General features: G+C 37.3%; 16 protein-coding genes and 1 pseudogene. 6 read left to right on the top strand and 11 right to left on the bottom strand.

The genetic code is table 11. The features are described from left to right. Both J7R07_RS07465 and J7R07_RS07460 read left to right on the top strand, forming a co-directional pair. Positions 1-490: autotransporter outer membrane beta-barrel domain-containing protein (locus tag J7R07_RS07465; RefSeq protein WP_208436241.1), on the top strand; the 490-nt coding region annotated here is incomplete at its 5' end. 739 nt (positions 491-1,229) lie between these two features. After that, positions 1,230-1,427: a hypothetical protein gene (locus J7R07_RS07460; protein ID WP_208436240.1), complete on the top strand. Its 198-nt coding sequence runs from the start codon at positions 1,230-1,232 to the stop codon at positions 1,425-1,427. A 124-nt stretch (positions 1,428-1,551) separates the two neighbouring features. Here the strand turns inward: J7R07_RS07460 and J7R07_RS07455 are convergent, their stop codons facing one another. The 3 genes from J7R07_RS07455 to J7R07_RS07445 are packed head-to-tail and all read right to left on the bottom strand — an operon-like array spanning position 1,552 to position 4,315. Further along, on the bottom strand, positions 1,552-2,523 hold the full coding sequence (locus tag J7R07_RS07455; RefSeq protein ID WP_208436239.1) for a WD40 repeat domain-containing protein: 972 nt from the start codon (positions 2,521-2,523) through the stop codon (positions 1,552-1,554). 10 nt (positions 2,524-2,533) lie between these two features. Next, the gene (locus J7R07_RS07450; RefSeq protein ID WP_208436238.1) at positions 2,534-3,562 is read right to left on the bottom strand and encodes a CobW family GTP-binding protein; all 1,029 of its coding nucleotides are present in this window, start codon (positions 3,560-3,562) and stop codon (positions 2,534-2,536) included. Between the two features lie 9 nt (positions 3,563-3,571). Further along, positions 3,572-4,315, bottom strand: coding sequence for a creatininase family protein (locus tag J7R07_RS07445; RefSeq protein WP_208436237.1), 744 nt, complete (start codon positions 4,313-4,315; stop codon positions 3,572-3,574). An 802-nt stretch (positions 4,316-5,117) separates the two neighbouring features. On the opposite strand from J7R07_RS07445, the gene J7R07_RS07440 reads away from it, so the two are divergent. After that, entirely contained in the window at positions 5,118-5,468 is a 351-nt protein-coding gene (locus J7R07_RS07440) for a hypothetical protein (protein WP_208436236.1), read from the top strand. Between the two features lie 448 nt (positions 5,469-5,916). Here J7R07_RS07440 and J7R07_RS07435 read toward each other — a convergent pair whose 3' ends face one another. After that, positions 5,917-7,248, bottom strand: a complete 1,332-nt coding sequence (locus J7R07_RS07435) for an NAD(P)H-dependent oxidoreductase (protein WP_208436235.1) — start codon at positions 7,246-7,248, stop codon at positions 5,917-5,919. 163 nt (positions 7,249-7,411) lie between these two features. Between J7R07_RS07435 and J7R07_RS07430 the strand changes: the two genes are divergently transcribed. Continuing rightward, positions 7,412-7,882, top strand: coding sequence for a MaoC family dehydratase (locus tag J7R07_RS07430; protein ID WP_208436234.1), 471 nt, complete (start codon positions 7,412-7,414; stop codon positions 7,880-7,882). A gap of 14 nt (positions 7,883-7,896) precedes the next feature. On the opposite strand, the gene J7R07_RS07425 is transcribed toward J7R07_RS07430, so the two are convergent. Genes J7R07_RS07425 through J7R07_RS07415 form a run of 3 tightly spaced genes read right to left on the bottom strand, consistent with a single transcriptional unit; the run spans position 7,897 to position 10,429 of the window. Then, positions 7,897-8,556: a methionine ABC transporter permease gene (locus J7R07_RS07425; RefSeq protein WP_208436233.1), complete on the bottom strand. Its 660-nt coding sequence runs from the start codon at positions 8,554-8,556 to the stop codon at positions 7,897-7,899. After that, positions 8,549-9,583 (bottom strand): methionine ABC transporter ATP-binding protein, encoded by a 1,035-nt coding sequence (locus J7R07_RS07420; RefSeq protein WP_208436232.1) that lies wholly within the window; start codon positions 9,581-9,583, stop codon positions 8,549-8,551. Before J7R07_RS07420 ends, J7R07_RS07425 begins: the two co-directional genes overlap by 8 nt. Positions 9,584-9,610: 27 nt before the next feature. Next, positions 9,611-10,429 (bottom strand): MetQ/NlpA family ABC transporter substrate-binding protein, encoded by an 819-nt coding sequence (locus J7R07_RS07415; RefSeq protein WP_208436231.1) that lies wholly within the window; start codon positions 10,427-10,429, stop codon positions 9,611-9,613. Between the two features lie 516 nt (positions 10,430-10,945). Between J7R07_RS07415 and J7R07_RS07410 the strand changes: the two genes are divergently transcribed. Further along, positions 10,946-11,572: an SH3 domain-containing protein gene (locus J7R07_RS07410; protein WP_208436230.1), complete on the top strand. Its 627-nt coding sequence runs from the start codon at positions 10,946-10,948 to the stop codon at positions 11,570-11,572. A gap of 86 nt (positions 11,573-11,658) precedes the next feature. On the opposite strand, the gene J7R07_RS07405 is transcribed toward J7R07_RS07410, so the two are convergent. From J7R07_RS07405 to J7R07_RS07395, 3 genes and pseudogenes are all read right to left on the bottom strand, one after another. Next, on the bottom strand, positions 11,659-12,690 hold the full coding sequence (locus tag J7R07_RS07405; RefSeq protein WP_208436229.1) for an aspartate-semialdehyde dehydrogenase: 1,032 nt from the start codon (positions 12,688-12,690) through the stop codon (positions 11,659-11,661). 502 nt (positions 12,691-13,192) lie between these two features. Continuing rightward, positions 13,193-13,563 (bottom strand): annotated as a pseudogene (locus J7R07_RS08605) (helix-turn-helix domain-containing protein). 796 nt (positions 13,564-14,359) lie between these two features. Further along, a complete protein-coding gene (locus J7R07_RS07395; protein ID WP_208436228.1) occupies positions 14,360-14,629 on the bottom strand; it encodes a hypothetical protein in 270 nt (89 codons plus the stop codon). Positions 14,630-16,443: 1,814 nt separating this feature from the next. Here J7R07_RS07395 and J7R07_RS08535 point away from each other — a divergent pair. Continuing rightward, positions 16,444-16,575, top strand: a complete 132-nt coding sequence (locus J7R07_RS08535) for a hypothetical protein (protein ID WP_281384552.1) — start codon at positions 16,444-16,446, stop codon at positions 16,573-16,575. Positions 16,576-16,689: 114 nt separating this feature from the next. Here the strand turns inward: J7R07_RS08535 and J7R07_RS07390 are convergent, their stop codons facing one another. Continuing rightward, positions 16,690-16,887: a Trm112 family protein gene (locus J7R07_RS07390; RefSeq protein WP_208436227.1), complete on the bottom strand. Its 198-nt coding sequence runs from the start codon at positions 16,885-16,887 to the stop codon at positions 16,690-16,692. Positions 16,888-16,899 lie beyond the last annotated feature (12 nt).

Below are 16,899 nucleotides of genomic sequence, written 5' to 3'. Positions count from 1 at the left end.
TGCACGTGGTAAGACAGCGACGTTAAAAGGTAAACAGCTTAGTGTTTCCTTAACGGGTGGTAAAACATTTGCAATGAAGCATAAGGGAATTTTCTTTGATCCGCAGGTTCAGCTTGTTTACCAGAACTTTCAGTTTGATCGTGTGCGTGATGTTGATAATATTGATGTTGATCTGGGCAACGCTGATCAGTGGACAGCGCGTTTTGGTGGGCGTTTTACCAAGGTTCTTTCTAACCCTGAAGAAAACCATGTTATTTCCTTTTATAATAAGCTTTATCTTTCGCATAGTTTTGAAGAGAAACAGACTGTCTCTTTTAAAAAGGATTTCCAGTTAGGTGCGTTGGGCTCTTTCCTAGAAGTGGGACTTGGTTTTAATGCGCAATTGTCTCCGAAATTTGTATTGCATGGAGATGTTGCCTATCAACGTCGCCTTACTAAAGCAGGTTTTTCAGGAACAAGTTTTTCTGGAGGTTTGCGCCGTCTTTTTTGAAAACGGATTACCTACACTTTTATAAGAAAGGCAGCATATTCTGCTGCTTTTTAATTTATTAAAATCTCTATTCTTCCATCTAACGGTTCTTAGTTTATTAATAAAAAAGGTCATAATATATGATTTCTTTCGTTAGGAATGTTTGAGACTTACGGAGTTATGTTTCAAAAAGCTGTTTGTATTTGTTATTGACGGTTTTTCTGTTCATATAAGCGTGTGAAGATCATTTTCTCGGACACTGTTCCTGTTATTTTTTCTCGGTTTTGATATAGGCTACAAGTTTTGATTGTGATTTTATCTTTATGTGTTGTTTTCATTTTTTTTAGCTTAGAACATCATATCTATTAACTTTTATAGAGAGTTTATACATACAGATTCTTTATTTTCTTATATTTATACTGTTTTTAAAGATGTATAATTATATTTATTTTTAAAAATACTTTTCTTTTAAGAAAATAAGCAGAGAATTTAAAGTATAACAATGATTAAAATATTAAAAAAGTGCGTTACTGTATTTCTAAAATTATAACTTTTTCTTTTTGCAGAAGGAATGTCAGAATATATGAATAGGGTATGTGTTGCAATGAGCGGTGTTCTCAATGAAGTTGGTGGGAAAAAAGAGGGTTGATCACCAGAAATTTTGAAAAAAGTAAAGTGCTGGTGTTGTGATGAGAAGAATGTTAGCTGTTTTCTTAAAAAGTTCTTTTACACGTTTTTTATTGGTTCATTTTCAAGCATAATGAATTTTTTAAATCTTGCTAAGGCGGTTTTAAGTAAAATAGTTTTAGGTCACATTCTTCTAATCCCAGAAATGGGCATATTTGGTATTGTTAGTGATGATGGAAAGACATTTTTGGTCTGCTTAGGGGGGGATATTTTCACTTTTATAAAGAAGAAAATAGCCCTGTTAAAAGATAAACAGCACAAACATTTTTAAAATCTTTTTTCGTGTGAGGTATTCAGTTTTTCTTTAGACAAGAAAGTGGAGTTTTCTTGCTCAATCATCTGTGGAGGACTGAGTGATCGTTTTTATCTACAATAATTGTTACTATTGATACTTTTTAAGCAGTAATGTTGATAATACCACATTCACCATTTTCACTCCCAAAGGCTAGGTTGTGTCCCGTCTGATCCCAGTTTAGCGCTGAGATAGCACTTTTCCCATAACTTTTTAGAAGGATTTCTTTTCTATCGCGAAAATGTGCACATAAAATCATCCCATCATTGAAACCTATAGCCACAATTTCTTCGCTTGGGTGACATGAAACGGTACTAACAAGTGCGTCTGCTCGTGTACCAAGTTCCAATGGTGTTTTACCAATGGGACCATCTTTTGTATGAAAGGGCCAAACAATTGCTGCTGGTGCACCTGAGGTAGCCAACCATTTTCCTTTTGAGCTCCAAGACAAGCTTTTAACTTTGTTTGGGTAGCCACTCATCCGTAAATGCTGGTTATCGGCAAGACGCCAGCCGTGTAAAGCGTTTTCTTGCATAGTAGAAATGACATAACGATTGTCTGGTGAGAAGGTGACACCAAAATGCGCTCCTTTCCATGTAAGTGTGGTTGGAGTTGTTTGTGTTGATAGCCAATGAAGGGTAACACCATTGTAATGAGCAATGGCAAGCCGTAAACCCTTTGGAGCAAAAGCAAGGCCTTCTACATTACGTTCATGAATAAGTTCTTGCAGATCTTTTCCAACATTTACTAATGTTAAACGTGAGGAGGCAAAGGCAAAAACTTTCTGTGGTCCAAAAGCAACACTGCTTATCCATTTGCGTTTCTGTTGTCCCAGTATTTGTGTGTGACCATCTGCTGTTGTTTGACAGGCTTTTCCATCTTCTCCACCAGTGATGATAGCGGTATTATCAGGGGCAAAATGGCTTGAAACTGTTCCTTGGTGAACTTCAATAATTTGTGGAGTTTGGTTAAAAAAAACAATAAAACCTTCCACGGAAACGAAGGCTGGTTTTTTGTTTATAAAGCCGCAGGAAAGACAGTAGCTTTTCAGATCATATTTGGTAATACTTGGCATTGTTACTCACTTATGCACAATTTTCAAAACCAGTTTTAAGCTTTTCAGCATCAAGGCTGCGACCAATAAAAACAAGCCGGCTTTCACGTTTTTCATCTTCACGCCATGGACGTTGATGTTGCCCTTCAAGAATCATATGTATGCCTTGAATGACATATCTATCATTGTCTCCTTGAAAGGCAATAATCCCCTTTAAACGCAAAATATCAGGACCTTGTTGCTGTGTAATTTGTTGGATCCAGGGAAAAAACTTTTCTGGTTGAAGGGCTCCTGTTTTTAAACTTACAGAAGTAACCGTAATGTCATGAATGGTGGATGCGTGGTGATGTTGATGATCATGATTGCAATCGGGACCACAGATATGGTCTGAATGATGGTGATCAAGAAAATGAGGTTTGTTCTCTAAAACACATTGGAGATCAAAGGAACCAAGATTAAGGAGTTTCTCAAGGGGAATATTAGCGCGTTCTGTTGCGTAAAGTACTGCTTGTGGATTAATTGTCAGAATGAGCGATTCAACATGAGCACGCTCCTGTGCATTGACAAGATCAATCTTATTTAAAAGAATGATATCAGAGAAGGCAATTTGATCTTCAGCTTCACGGCTCTTTTTCAGTTGGGATGGCAAATGCTTTGCATCAACGACTGCTATGATACTGTCAAGAGCTGTTTTTTCATGTACAGTATCATCCATGAAAAAAGTTTGCGCAACGGGAATAGGATCAGCAAGTCCTGTTGTTTCTATAATGATGGCATCAAATCGATGAGAGCGTTGCATGAGGCTTTCTAGAATGCGAATAAGATCACCGCGTACAGTGCAGCAAACACAACCATTATTCATTTCATAAATTTCTTCGTTCGATTCAATAATAAGGTCATTATCAATACCAATTTCACCAAATTCATTGACGATAACTGCGTAACGTTTGCCATGATTTTCGCTGAGAATGCGATTGAGAAGAGTGGTTTTTCCTGAGCCAAGATAGCCGGTGAGAACTGTAACGGGAAGTTTGTTGAGCATATTCTGTGTCTTTTCCATGAAGAAACTTTATTGTAACGAATTTATTTTAAATCGGTTGATGTCATCAAGTAAATCACAAAGCCCACAAAGAACATGAGAAAAAATTGCTTCACCTGCTTTTGAGGTTGCTTGGCTTGCATTGCCTGCTGCTCCTTGCCGGTTAAGATCACGCATTGTCCAGCCAAAAGCGTGCGGACCATAAGCACGTAAATACCGATAATTAGCAATCATGTCAGCTTGCTTATTATGAAATTTTTTTGCTTTCTCCATATGTACTTTTTCTGGTGCTAAATAAAGCATTAAGGAGGTTTCGATAAATCCTCCATGAATATCAAGATGCTGTTGGGAGGGCTCCATTAAACCTTGTGGTAGACCAAAACGATTCCAGCTTGTTGCAACCGCAAGCATGGAAAAACGCCTACGTAATTCGGTAATCACGATGCTCATTAAAGGCGAATTTCCTCCGTGAGCGTTGAGAAGAAGAAAACGTTTAATACCTTTACGATAGCAACTCTCACCAATATTGATCCATCGTTTGATGGCATCAGAAAAGGTGCGTGTTTTCGTACCAATAACATCCATATGTTCGCTCGAATAGCCAATCTTTTCAACTGGTAAGAGTGCGATAGGGAATTGCTCTTTTGTTTGTAAGGTGAGTGCTTGTGCAAAAGCTTCGGCAATAATCCAGTCGGTTTCAAAGGGGAGATGTTTGCCGTGATATTCATGGGCGCCCAAAGGTAAAAGAGCAAGGAAAGGTGTATCGGATACCATAAAATTATTGTCCAAAAACGAAGTTAATAGAAACAGATTGATTAAAAATGCTAGAGTCGTTTCTCCAATTTAATCTATCTATGGGAGAAACGCAAATAAGAGTGTTTTACATATCAAATATATATACAATAGAAATGAGTGATTTGTTTAAAACAATAAGTGTCTTATTGAAAAAAATTACTTCAATTTTTGATACGATATGAGGATACTTTTGGTATAATATGGAGTTACCAATACTCAAAGAGGAGATATATTTTGTGGAAGTTTTTGATATGTGCTCTTGTTTTTGGCAAGAGGGGAACAAGGGAATAGAATACTTCACATCATATGATGAAAATAGATTTTTTTCATCTGTCTACTAAAAGCTTAATTTCAGATGAAGTTATGCATATTTTTTACTGGAAAGGAAAAATAACTACAGTATTTCTGTTATTATGGAGGTTGTGGTTACACAGACTTTGCCTGCGATCCTGCTTCCTTTGCTAAAATGATCTTCTCAAAGTTTCTAGGGATGATGCGTTGATATAGATGAGCGAGAGCGTTTATTTTGTTCTTATCGTATTTTTCTAAAATAATGTGAATTTAGCATCCACATACAACTATTTTGTATTTTACAAATTTAAATTATGTTTTTTTTGTGTCTTTACATGCAATACATAATGTTGTATATTGCGTTTTATATCGAGGAGATACGTATCATATTTTTTATATGTATCAAAACGATTAAATACAATTTTTGATTTTTATAAATATAAATATACTTTTACTTTTTCAGTGAAGAAAAAGAGGAGCAAAGAAAGCTATGTTTAAAATATTTGAAAATCATGTGTGTTCATTTATTTTTACAGTATTTATTCTTTTTTTTGTACAAACTTTGGAGGGAAATGCAAGTTTTGTAAAAAATCAATTTCAAGAAAGTAGAATTGTTTCTACACTAGAAAAGAGCGTAGTTATTGAAGCGCTAGATAGGGATGTTATCCATAATCTTGAAGGGCAAAATGAATTCACTTTTGGGAAAGTTGAAAAAGTTTCTGCATTTTCAGGTACAGCCTTTTGGGGTGGGATAGGTGTTTTATCGCTTCTTGCTTCTTTATGTGTTGGGGATATGGTTGGTGCTGTTGTATCTCTTTTAGGAATGTTCTGTACACTCTAGAAGGTTTATCGACAAGGTAGATGCGTTTTTGTTCACTCCATTCTGTTTAAAAAAATCAATATTTGAAATGATGTATACTGTATTGGAAAATCACTATTGTTAATACTAAATGTGTCTTTTGTTAGCATTATCAAAGTTAAAAGTCTTGCGATTGGTGTTTTTGTTTTTCAAAGTGGTAGGGTGTGGGTTTTCTGTTGGCAGTTTATGGTTCTTTTGTGGGGAGTAAGCGAGCACTGTCTTTATTTTACTCTCTTCCAATATTGCCACTATCCTTGCATAATTCTTCATGAGAGGTATATTTTCTACTTTCTTAAAAAATTTTATCCATATGCTCATTTCCTTTGTGCGGTGTAAATGGAGTGGTTTTTATTGAGTTATTATAAGAGGAGTTTGAAAAAGCAAAATAAATCAATATATTAAATAAAAACAATAAGGTTACATTCACGCATTAGTAGGAGGACGGGAGGCCGTTAAGCAAAATGTCTTGTTTGGTGCGAAGACGTGCAATCCATTGGTTTTTACGAATAGCGGTATTATGTACCGTAATGAGTTCGTTTTTTTTAATTTTAGCTGTCACTGTTGCTTTTTCCAAAAGTCCACAGGGAATGGCTTGGTGTGCGCGTGCTTCTGTATGGCTCATTAACCAAGCACGGTAAGTATAAAGACCGATAAAGTCTAGCTGATCGCCAGGATATAAATCTTTTTTAGCCACAGCACAAACTTCTGCTACGGGATGATCAAGAGGTGCCATATCTTTTTTACCATAAAGCATAATTCGTGCACAGGTTAGGGGAACTTCCATTGCTGTTAAGTGATAGGGGCGATGAAAGGTGAAGTAAGGCCCCTGACCAATTTTTAAATCTTCCATACGTTCACGTAGACGTGGGTGTGCTATTTCTGCAATGACAAAAACACCCGGGGAAACGCCTTGACCTGTTGAGTAATCTACAACACCACGCTGGTTTAAAATACCACCATCCTGTTTTGGGATAAGCACTTTGCTTAAATCTTGAAGCGCTGCTTGTGGACCATGCATTCCTGGGCAATCGGGGAGAAGCCCAGTTGCATTGGCAATTGCTGCCATTTCAACCATTGTTTTTGAACCATCAATGAATTCAACCAACATGCGAACATTCATGTTACGTCGTAATGCTTCTTCTTCATAAGCATCCGGTATGGCATCAAAGAGTAGAGGATTATTTTTTCCCTTACCAGCTACAACAATCTTATGCCCAAGGGCTGAAACAAATTCAATGAGTTCCATGCAAGAAGTTGGCTCATCACCGGCACCAAGTGTATACACAAGGCCTCGTTTTTCTGCTTCATGTTTTAGATAAGCACCAATCGTAACATCTGCTTCAACATTCATCATGACAAGATGTTTGTTGTTTTCAAGTGCTTTGATGCCAATTTCTGCTCCAGCTTCAGGATATCCTGTTGCATCAACGATAATATCAATTTGCTCATGGCATAAAACAAGATTAAGATCGTCTGTAGCAGCAATCAAACCTTTTTCAATGGTTTGGGTTAGGGCGTGAGCATTTTCAACTTCATGGACATGTCCATCTTCGCCATAGGCTAATGCAGCGGCATCAAGAACACGTGATGGTGTGCGGGTGGCAACAGCTGCAATTGTTATACCATCCATATGCGCAACACTTGAGAGCAAATCTGTTCCCATTTCACCGCAGCCAATCAGTCCAATACGAATGGGGGGATGGTTTTCTGCACGTTGCCTCAAGTCACGTGCTAAACCGGTTAGGACTACATTGCTTGCCATTGTTTTTTCCCATTTAAAAACTACCTTATGGAGAAGGTATTTTTTATTTAAAGCGCATTTGCTTTTAAAACAATTAATCTTTTGTTCTTGATGCTCTAATCAATGGGTTTTATAAAAGCAAGAGGGGCGGAGTACTTTTATCAAATAAAACGGGAATAGCGTTATGCCGCAAAAAATAGCAGTGCAAGATGTCGTCAATTTTATTGGGAAAGAAGTAGGATTATCTCGGTGGCGTCTTGTTACACAGGATATGATTAATCAATTTGCATGTGCAACAGATGATCATCAATGGATACATGTAGATGAGCAAAGGGCTAAAAACACGCCTTTTGGTGGGACTATTGCACATGGTTTTTTAACGTTATCGCTTTTGTCTACGCTTGCTTATGAGGCACTTCCAGAATTGGAAGGGGCAACCATGGGGATTAATTATGGTTTTGATAAGGTACGCTTTATGAGTCCTGTGAAAACAGGTGTAAAAGTGCGTGCTCATTTTATTTTAAATGATGCTGAGATCCGTCCTTCTGGTCGTGTTGTTTTCCATTATGGAGTCACGGTGGAAATTGAACAGCTCAAAAAGCCAGCTCTCACTGCTCAGTGGCTTATTGTGGCTATAATGGGGGAAAGTATATAAATTCCTTCATTGTGTTAATGCTTTTTTTTATCAAGTTTTTGTATGATTTTGTCAGAAGTCCATTGGGTTGTAATATTGAGTACAATCAAAAGGACGATGACAATGGTCATGATGAAGGTGTTATAGCGTTGGTAGCCATAGCGGATTGCCATGTCTCCTAAACCGCCTCCACCGAGATATCCGGCAAGAGAGGTGGTCCCTATGAGAGAAATGATCATGACTATAAAACCTGTAATCAGGCTAGGGAGAGCTTCAGGAATAAGAACATGTCTGATGATTTGAAGACGGCTTGCACCCATGGAGCGGATTGCTTCAATGAGACCGTTTTCAACGGTTTTAAAAGAGAGTTCTGCCATGCGTGCATAAAAAGGAGTTGCTGAAATGGTCAGTATAAAAATTACAGCAGGCATTCCTATCCCTCTTCCTACAACAATACGTGTGATGGGAAGAAGATAAAATGCAAGAATAATAAAGGGAATAGCACGAATGCTATCAATGATCATACTTAAAGGGCGATTGATGAGAGATGAAGCAAAAATCCCTCCGTGTGCTGTTGTGTAAAGAAGCAGACCCAGAGGAAGCCCTATAATCAGTGCCATAAAAGAAGCACTCAGTGTCATCAATATTGTATCAATAACAGCTTGGGGAAGTTCATGAGTAAGAACATTAGACATAACCTAAGACCTCACAATATCGTCCTTTTTTCGTTAACCATTGAACAGCTTTTTCTAAAGCTTTTTTATCTTCTCCAGGAAGCGCCAAGAAGAGTCGTCCGATGGTTTCATCTTGGACTGTATCAATGCCACCATGCAAAATACGTGCTTTTAAACCACTTTCATCTTCTAGAAGGTGAAGAAAAGGTTGTTGTGCAATTTCACCTGCAATATTGATTTCAATGACAGCTTCTCGCCCGATTGGTTTGAGATTTTTTGCAAATTTTTCAGGAAGTTGCGGGGTGATAAGCTTGAGCATGGCGATGGTTGTATCGTCTTGCGGTGATGTAAAAATATCTTTCACACGTCCTTCTTCTACAATGCGTCCTTGATTAAGGACAACAACGCGATGCGCTATGGTGCGTACAACTTCCATTTCATGGGTAATGAGCACAATCGTGAGATTGAGGTGTTTATTGATATCAGCAAGGAGCTCTAGAATAGATTGTGTTGTTTCAGGGTCAAGAGCAGAAGTTGCTTCATCGGATAACAATATTTTAGGATTAGCCGCAAGAGCGCGTGCAATCCCAACACGTTGCTTTTGCCCTCCTGATAATTGTACCGGATAGCAATATTCTTTCCCATATAACCCAACCAATTCAATCAGTTCAAGAGCACGTTTGTGGCGTTGTTTTTTACTTACACCACTTAATTTAAGCGGTAATGCAATGTTATCAAGAATATTTTGCGATGAGAGAAGATTGAAATGTTGAAAAATCATCCCAATTTGTTGACGGTAAGGCGCCCATTCTGTCTCTGATAGATTTGAAATACTAACACCTTCAAAAAAAATAGATCCTGCATCAATCTTCTCTAACCCATTTAAACAGCGGATAAGTGTTGATTTTCCTGCTCCACTGCGTCCAATAATGCCAAGGATTTCACCAGCATGGATATTTAAAGAGAGATTATTAATTACCGGAACACCGGCCGGTTTGTTAAAACAGCGGCTGATATTTTTTAAGGAGATAAGAATAGGTTTTTCCATTCACAATTCCCAAGATGTTTGGCACAATTACCAAGATATTTGGGCGGTTTTGCCAAAAATCTCTTTGATTTTCGCACGGATAAGATCGTTGTTGTAAGCGGCAACCAATTTTTTAACCCATGGTTCATCTTTTTCGCTCGTGCGTACAATGATGATATTATCATAAGGATTATTTTTTGTGCTCTCCCATGCGACTACGTCTTTTTCAAAGCTTAATCCGGAAACAATAGCCCAGTTTGTGTTTACAATTGCGATATCAAAATCGTCGATTACACGCCCTAACATACCGGCATCGAGCTCACGAATTTGCAGGTTTTTAGGATTTTCAATAATATCAAGGGGAGATGCAAGAATATTATGGGGATCTTTTAACTTAATCAGACCTAAAGAATTGAGAAGAAGTAAGGCTCTTCCACCATTAGATGGGTCGTTAGGAATACCAACATGGGCACCATCACGAAGATCTTTTAAATCTTTGATTTTGTGTGAATAAACACCGATCGGAGCAATAAACGTGTAGCCGACAATTGAAAGTTTATAGCCACGTTGTTTCATTTGGTCATTAAAATAAGGAGCGTGCTGAAAAGCATTCGCATCGATCTCTCCTGCGTTAACAGCATCGTTGGGTAAAGTGTAATCAGAAAAATAAACGAGTTCAATATCCAAACCAGCTTTTTTAGCCTGTTCAACAGCAATTTTCCAGATAATCGCATCCCGCCCTTCCATAATACCAAGTTTGATTTTTGATTTGTCTGCTGCCATAGAAAATGCAAGAGAAAAGAAAAATGTAAAAAGGGAAAAGAATAATATGATAAGGGTATTTTGAAGTAATTTTTTTAGTGGCATGTCTGTTGTCTTCCTTTTTCTTTTCTAAGAGATTGTCGAAAAAAGATTCAATATATTCTGTACCCGCGAAAGAAGGGCTGACACTATAGAAGCTTTATAGGATGTTCAATCATTTTATTTAAAAAAGAATATTATTTTTCTTAATACTCTCAGAATCCTTTGTAAGACAACATCATGTGTGAGCCGTATTTCTTCAAGATTGAGGCAATAAATTCTTCTCTTGCAATTCTTTGTTCGGGGAACCAATGGCAACTTCAAGACTTCTTTAAGTGACGATAGGTTGGATAGCCTCAGGCGGTCAGATGATGTTTAGCTATAAATCTCATGAAGAGAATATTGCGCTATCATGACGATAGGTCGTGGGTCTAGGGAGCTAGGAGAGAATGTAGGAGAGCTTTTCTCGCAATATGGTGGGTTTTTAAAGAGGCAAAGCATTGATCAACACTTGACTTAAATGCGGCAAATTTTGCAAAGGCAAATATTTTGCCCTTCACACTTTGGAGAGGAAAAAAAATAATGTTAAAAAAAATTTTTTTATCAACCGTAATGATTTTATTGACTTTGGAGGGGGCAGGGCCGGGAATGGCTGCTTCTCGTGCCGCTGTTGGAACAGTTACACATGTAGCAAAAGGTCAGACGATTTTGCGTACCGGTCCAACGACCGCTTACAAAGTTATCGCCACGGTTCCAAAGGGAGAGAAAGTGCAAATTAATGGCTGTCTTTCCAATAGGACTTGGTGTTCTCTTCGTTATAACGGTAAGGTTGGTTGGGCATCGGCACGTTATTTAAATGTTGACAATGTTCCTACGATCTCTTTTACAGATATGCGCGTGCAGCTAAATTCTGATATGAAAGCTAAAAAGCAAGAAGTAAAACAGGTTATGCCCAATTTTAAAAGACTTACCGTGCCCCATAAAACACGGGAAAAGGCGCTAAAATTTTACAGAACAGATATGATTATTGATGCTACAGGGGTAAAAAAAAGGGATGAGCAAACAATTTTTAATCCATCACCAAAGGCACAAGGTATATCTGTAAAGCGCGTGAACGCATATAATCCCTTCTTCCCTGATGATGTCAATTTCAAAAATTTTGAACGCAATGAAACACGTTACCGCATCGTAACCTATCCTGCTCCATGAAGAAAATGCAAACTCAACTGTTATTGGAATGATAGGAAAAATATGGCAGCATGAAGAAAAAGAATGCTTTATGCTGTCCTTTTCATTTAATTTGCTGACTTAGGTTTTATCAAATTACGAGAAATGAGAAGTTCAGCAATTTGAACTGCATTTAATGCTGCTCCCTTTCTTAAATTGTCAGCAACAATCCAGAAGGCTAAGCCATTTTCAACGGTGATATCTTCACGAATACGGCTAATAAAGGTGTCATCTTCACCCGTGCTCTCATAGGGCGTTATATAGCCGCCATCTTCGTGTTTATCGATAACCTGGCAGCCAGGCGCATCACGTAGAAGTGCTCGTGCAGCGGGGGCACTGAGTGGTTTTTCAAATTCAACGTGAACGGCTTCAGCATGACCGATAAAGACAGGGACACGAACCGCAGTGGCTGTTAGTTTGATTTTAGGATCAAGAATTTTTTTCGTCTCAGCTGTCATTTTCCATTCTTCTTTTGTATAACCATCTTCCATGAAAACATCGATATGGGGAATGACATTAAAGGCAATGCGTTTGGTGAATTTTTTTGTTGTGATTGGATCTGCCACAAAAACTGCTCGTGATTGTTCAAAGAGCTCATCCATTCCCTCTTTACCAGCTCCAGAAACTGATTGATAAGTGGATACAACAATGCGTTTGATGATTGCTGCATCGTGGAGAGGTTTTAATGCTAGAACAAGTTGAATGGTTGAACAATTGGGGTTAGCTATAATATTGCGCTTGGAAAATTTATCAATGGCGTTTGCATTGACTTCAGGTACAATCAACGGGACATTGGTATCATAGCGCCAAGTTGATGAATTGTCGATCACCACACAGCTTGCAGCAGCAATTTTGGGAGCATATTCTTTAGAAATACTTCCCCCTGCTGACATCAGGCAAATATCCGTGTCAGAAAAATCATACGTATCAAGCGCTTTTACTTTTAAGGTTTTGTCGCCATAAGAAACTTCTTTCCCCAATGAACGCCGTGATGCTAAAGGGACGACTTCATGAGTAGGAAAACCACGCTCTTCTAGAATCGTAAGCATTTCACGACCAACATTCCCAGTTGCACCAGCAATTGCAACTTTAAAACTCATTTTTCCATACTCCTGATCCTCTCCATTTTTCCTTCCCTGGCTATACTCAGGAGAAGACGCATTGGTCAAGAAATATTTAAAATATTGTCAGTTTTTATAGCTTCCATTTGGTACATCTATGATGTCTTATTCATTAACAGGTCGGTTTATTTTGCGTGGATTGTCTTTCTAGATCTTTGAGTGCTGAAAAACTTGAATCTTTATGCCAAGCCGTATGCGGATTTCTTTGATAGTATTTCGGCTTGAGTAGATGGGTTATCTTTTATCAATTGCTTTTTTTGAAATGTTTAAATCGTGCAACGGTTGTATAACGCATTGCGTTGGTAAATTTTGTATTTTTTATGATAAATGTTCTTAATATATGTAAATCCTAAAACGGTTACAGCACTGTTTTTTTAGTGTTATTTCCCCTTTTTGCTTTAGAGCTCTTTATTTATTTAAGAGTTTCTTTTCATATTTATAAAAGCACTCCTTTAAAAAACGTACACTACAATCATGAAAGTCAGAAGGAATTTTCATGAGAAATAAACCGCAAGATTGCCTTTTGTTTTGCATGGTTAAGTACTCTGAAAATTTTAAAAAGCAGATATTCTGCTTTGCTTGATATTCTGTCATTATGGTGGATTAGGGGGCTCTTCTTTTGTTGAGATATCAGCGTAAAAGAAGGAAATAGGAAGGTCCAGTATACTTGGTAATTTTTTGCAGGTGTCCTGCGCTCACACGATTTATGCCTTTTTTGTATTTCTGGATTTGTTGGAAAGTTACACCTAAATGATTTCCTAATTGTTTTTGAGAAAGCCCCATGATGCCTCTTCGGAAACGAATCTTTTTATCCACAAAAGTATCATTAAAATGTGGATTTTTAGCGTGCATTCTGAAAAATTCCCCGCCGGTAGCGAGCGCCTTCGCATTGGTATTCCGGGGCCTGGAAGTATTGACATCGAATCAGTCCCTTGCTTTTAGTGCTGAGAAGCACTTGGACACAACAAAAACCCCCGGAAATTTCGGGATACCAGCAAAGCAGATTTACTGTGTTCGATGTTAGAAATTCCAGACCTTATTGATCGCTGCGTATACGACCAACGCCACAAGTGCTTTCATAGGGTAATTAAAAGAAATTAGCAATAAAATTTAAAACAGTCTTTGTTTGTTTTTTTTATGAGAAACCTCTCGAACTCTCATGCCCGTTCTCCAAAACCATGAGATAAGACCCACGTTTATTGAGAAGACTAACAACCCTTGATCTTTGAGATCAATCCCCTAGAAGAACGAGAGCTTAAAGAATATTCTTAAAGGGAATTAAATTGTGATACATTGAATTTTTGTATCATATTGGGTTTATTTTTTCTCCAACCTCTCAAATCAACGGCTAAGATGATAGACAACTATTCTCCTCCTTTGCCGCCAATATAACAGGATAAGAGGGGCGCAATTACAAGAGAAACAAAAAGCACGCAAATTAACAAACCTAATGGGAGCTCCTTGCAAAGACTCTGTTTCATGAGATACACGCCCTCTAGCCCTTCACACTTCACCTGCGCCCTATTAAAAATGTCATTCTTTCTCAGTTTTAAAGAATGAAATTACTTTTTTGTTATGGCCGTCTTTTATAGGTCTTTTTGGTTTATTTTTTCACCAGTTCAGTTAAAGAGATTACATCGCTCTCTTTTCAGTCCCAGTGCCCAAGATTTCTGCTAAAATGAGCTGGATTCCGAGATTCTAAAGGATTACAATCCGGATCTCTTTCAAATACCCTACAGTGTTCTATAAATTTAGGATCATTTTGAAAATCTTCTTGGACACCATGAATAAGAACTTTTTTTTCAGGTTGATGTGCATCATGCTTCCTCCGTGTCTCTGCAATCGTTTGAGAAAACTGAGCTTGATAGCATCCAATCATAATCAATAGAGTATTCAAAAATTTCAAAGTCTGTCTCATTTCATTTTCCTTGAATAATTATAAATACTATAAAGTACATAAGCTATTCTACTATCATATTTTTATATTAAAATAAAAAACAAACGTCACAAACACTTAATATCATTTTGAATATATATTTTTTTAAGGAATGATGACACAAATAAGCAGTTCTTCAGCCTTATAATTCTTACAACAATCCTGCTCTCCTATCTTCTCATTCTATTATCATATCCTGCTTGTATGAGATATTTTTCAATTGGAGATTCACACGCATACTAAAGCCTTTATTGCCCAAACCATGTCATAAAAGCTTGACATACTACGTTCTAACAGTGCTTTTTTGGTCTCAAGCTGAGCTGCTTCAGGCTTTTTTCACACAGTCAAAGTCAAGGGGAAATCTGGAAAACATCCCACGGTACTTGATAAAGCTATGCAACTCAATAATTTCGAGATTTTCTTCATTTTTCCCTCTTCCAATGGATTTATTTACGATAAGATAGCTTGGGAGTTTATTTTTATCCCTGTTTTTTTTAACAGTTTAGAACCGAAATGTTGAATGGAGGAAACAATTCCCCAAAGGGTAAATGAAAACAAAAACACGTAGATTAAAAATAATCCTAAATTATACTAAAAAATAAAATCAATATGTTGCATTAATTTTACATAATTTATTTCCTATCATGAGGTGAGATTATTTTCAATAAATTATCTCAATTTCCAATTCCAATTTCGACATCAGAAAGATCTTTTAAAATTTTCATGCATGAAAAAGTATTATTATTATTAAATACACGTATTCGGTTGGTAATATGCGCGGTTTCCTAAGTCTCCTGTCCTAAAAGTATGCTGCCCAAACAATAGTCAAAGTATTTAGTACATCTTTGAAAGTTTTATACGGTTAATTATTAAATTTTTACACCATATTGGGTCCATTTTTCTTCTAATCTTTCAATCCACGACAAAGATAATAGCGATTATTTCCCCCTTTGACGCTAATGTAACAAGATAAGAGGGACACAGTCACAAGAAAGACAAAAAGTGTGTAAATCTATAGCTATGTAATTCCATGACGGGAAGCCCCTTGAAGACTCTTGCAAATGCTTTGTTCTATGAGATGCGTTGCCCTCTAGCCCACTGTACTTTATCTGCTATTATAGGGTGAAGAGACATTTTCTTTTGTTGAGATCAGAATAAAAAAGAAAATAGAGATATCCAGTATATCGGCAGTTTTTTGTAAACGCTCTGCACCAATTCAATCCTTTTTCGTGCTTTTAAATTTGTTGAAAAGTTGCCCCTAAGTGGTGCCCTCATTATTTTTTGAGACGTTTTCAATATTTCTCTTTTGATGTGACGCGAATTTTTCTGCCTATTGAAATGTCATTAAAATGTGGACTTTTAGTTTTCATTCTCAGCTTCTCCCACCGATTGCGAGCGTCCTCGCATTGGTATTCCAGGATCTGGAAGCACTGACATCACATTAGTCTTTTGCTTTTAGTGCTGAGAAGCGCTTGGATATAACAAAAGCCCCCGGAAATTCTGGGTTATCCGCGAAACGGATTTATTCTCTGTTCGATGTGAGAGTTTCCAGGCTCTATTGATCGTTGCGTATACGACCGATATCACAAATGCATTCATAGGATAATTTAATTATTAACCAGAATGATAGCAGCGGTCCTGGTTTCTTTTTTGCAAAATCCACATGCAACTGTTGCAATACCTCCCTTTATTTTGATGGGATTTCGATTAATTTCCTTATGATCATTATGGAGGGATATTTAAAATTATAACTATATGATTTTATTTTAATTTTATTCATCTATTTTATATAAGAAATGCGTGTTTCTCTTCCTATTCAGAATCAAAAAACAGACTTTGGAACAAGGGACTATATGGTTGTTATAGAGTATTTTAGAGTCGGTGTAACATTGGGAGATAGTAAAGAGAATGGCCGTGCTGGTGTATGAAGTATTTGTTTTTTACAAGAGGCGAATATTGAGAAGATCGTGCAGAGAAAAAATAACTTTTAAGAAAACAGCTATTGATGATAAATTACTTCAGAAAAAATGAATAAAGACTGCTTATTTTTTATAGATTATTTTTTCATTGTTTGGCAAAGAACGAGCTTCTGAGGCAAGCATGATAGGAACGCCATCGCGAATAGGATAGGCGAGTTTCGCTTTGAATGAAATTAATTCTTGTGTTTCTCGATTTAAGGAGAGGGTTCCTCCCGTGATGGGGCAGACGAGCAATTCGAGCATTTTGGGATCGGTGGCCATTTTTGCATATCC

It is taken from the genome of Bartonella phoceensis (genome assembly GCF_902825145.1).
GTDB classification, from domain to species: domain Bacteria; phylum Pseudomonadota; class Alphaproteobacteria; order Rhizobiales; family Rhizobiaceae; genus Bartonella; species Bartonella phoceensis.
Note: the sequence above shows the minus strand (reverse complement) of the source record. Positions and strands in the feature narration are given on the sequence as shown.

Coding starts and splice junctions, on each gene's coding strand:
- J7R07_RS07460 (WP_208436240.1), top strand. CDS start 1,230: ATGAATTTTTTAAATCTTGCTAAGGCGGTTTTAAGTAAAATAGTTTTA.
- J7R07_RS07455 (WP_208436239.1), bottom strand. CDS start 2,523: ATGCCAAGTATTACCAAATATGATCTGAAAAGCTACTGTCTTTCCTGC.
- J7R07_RS07450 (WP_208436238.1), bottom strand. CDS start 3,562: ATGGAAAAGACACAGAATATGCTCAACAAACTTCCCGTTACAGTTCTC.
- J7R07_RS07445 (WP_208436237.1), bottom strand. CDS start 4,315: ATGGTATCCGATACACCTTTCCTTGCTCTTTTACCTTTGGGCGCCCAT.
- J7R07_RS07440 (WP_208436236.1), top strand. CDS start 5,118: ATGTTTAAAATATTTGAAAATCATGTGTGTTCATTTATTTTTACAGTA.
- J7R07_RS07435 (WP_208436235.1), bottom strand. CDS start 7,248: ATGGCAAGCAATGTAGTCCTAACCGGTTTAGCACGTGACTTGAGGCAA.
- J7R07_RS07430 (WP_208436234.1), top strand. CDS start 7,412: ATGCCGCAAAAAATAGCAGTGCAAGATGTCGTCAATTTTATTGGGAAA.
- J7R07_RS07425 (WP_208436233.1), bottom strand. CDS start 8,556: ATGTCTAATGTTCTTACTCATGAACTTCCCCAAGCTGTTATTGATACA.
- J7R07_RS07420 (WP_208436232.1), bottom strand. CDS start 9,583: ATGGAAAAACCTATTCTTATCTCCTTAAAAAATATCAGCCGCTGTTTT.
- J7R07_RS07415 (WP_208436231.1), bottom strand. CDS start 10,429: ATGCCACTAAAAAAATTACTTCAAAATACCCTTATCATATTATTCTTT.
- J7R07_RS07410 (WP_208436230.1), top strand. CDS start 10,946: ATGTTAAAAAAAATTTTTTTATCAACCGTAATGATTTTATTGACTTTG.
- J7R07_RS07405 (WP_208436229.1), bottom strand. CDS start 12,690: ATGAGTTTTAAAGTTGCAATTGCTGGTGCAACTGGGAATGTTGGTCGT.
- J7R07_RS07395 (WP_208436228.1), bottom strand. CDS start 14,629: ATGAGACAGACTTTGAAATTTTTGAATACTCTATTGATTATGATTGGA.
- J7R07_RS08535 (WP_281384552.1), top strand. CDS start 16,444: ATGCGTGTTTCTCTTCCTATTCAGAATCAAAAAACAGACTTTGGAACA.
- J7R07_RS07390 (WP_208436227.1), bottom strand. CDS start 16,887: ATGGCCACCGATCCCAAAATGCTCGAATTGCTCGTCTGCCCCATCACG.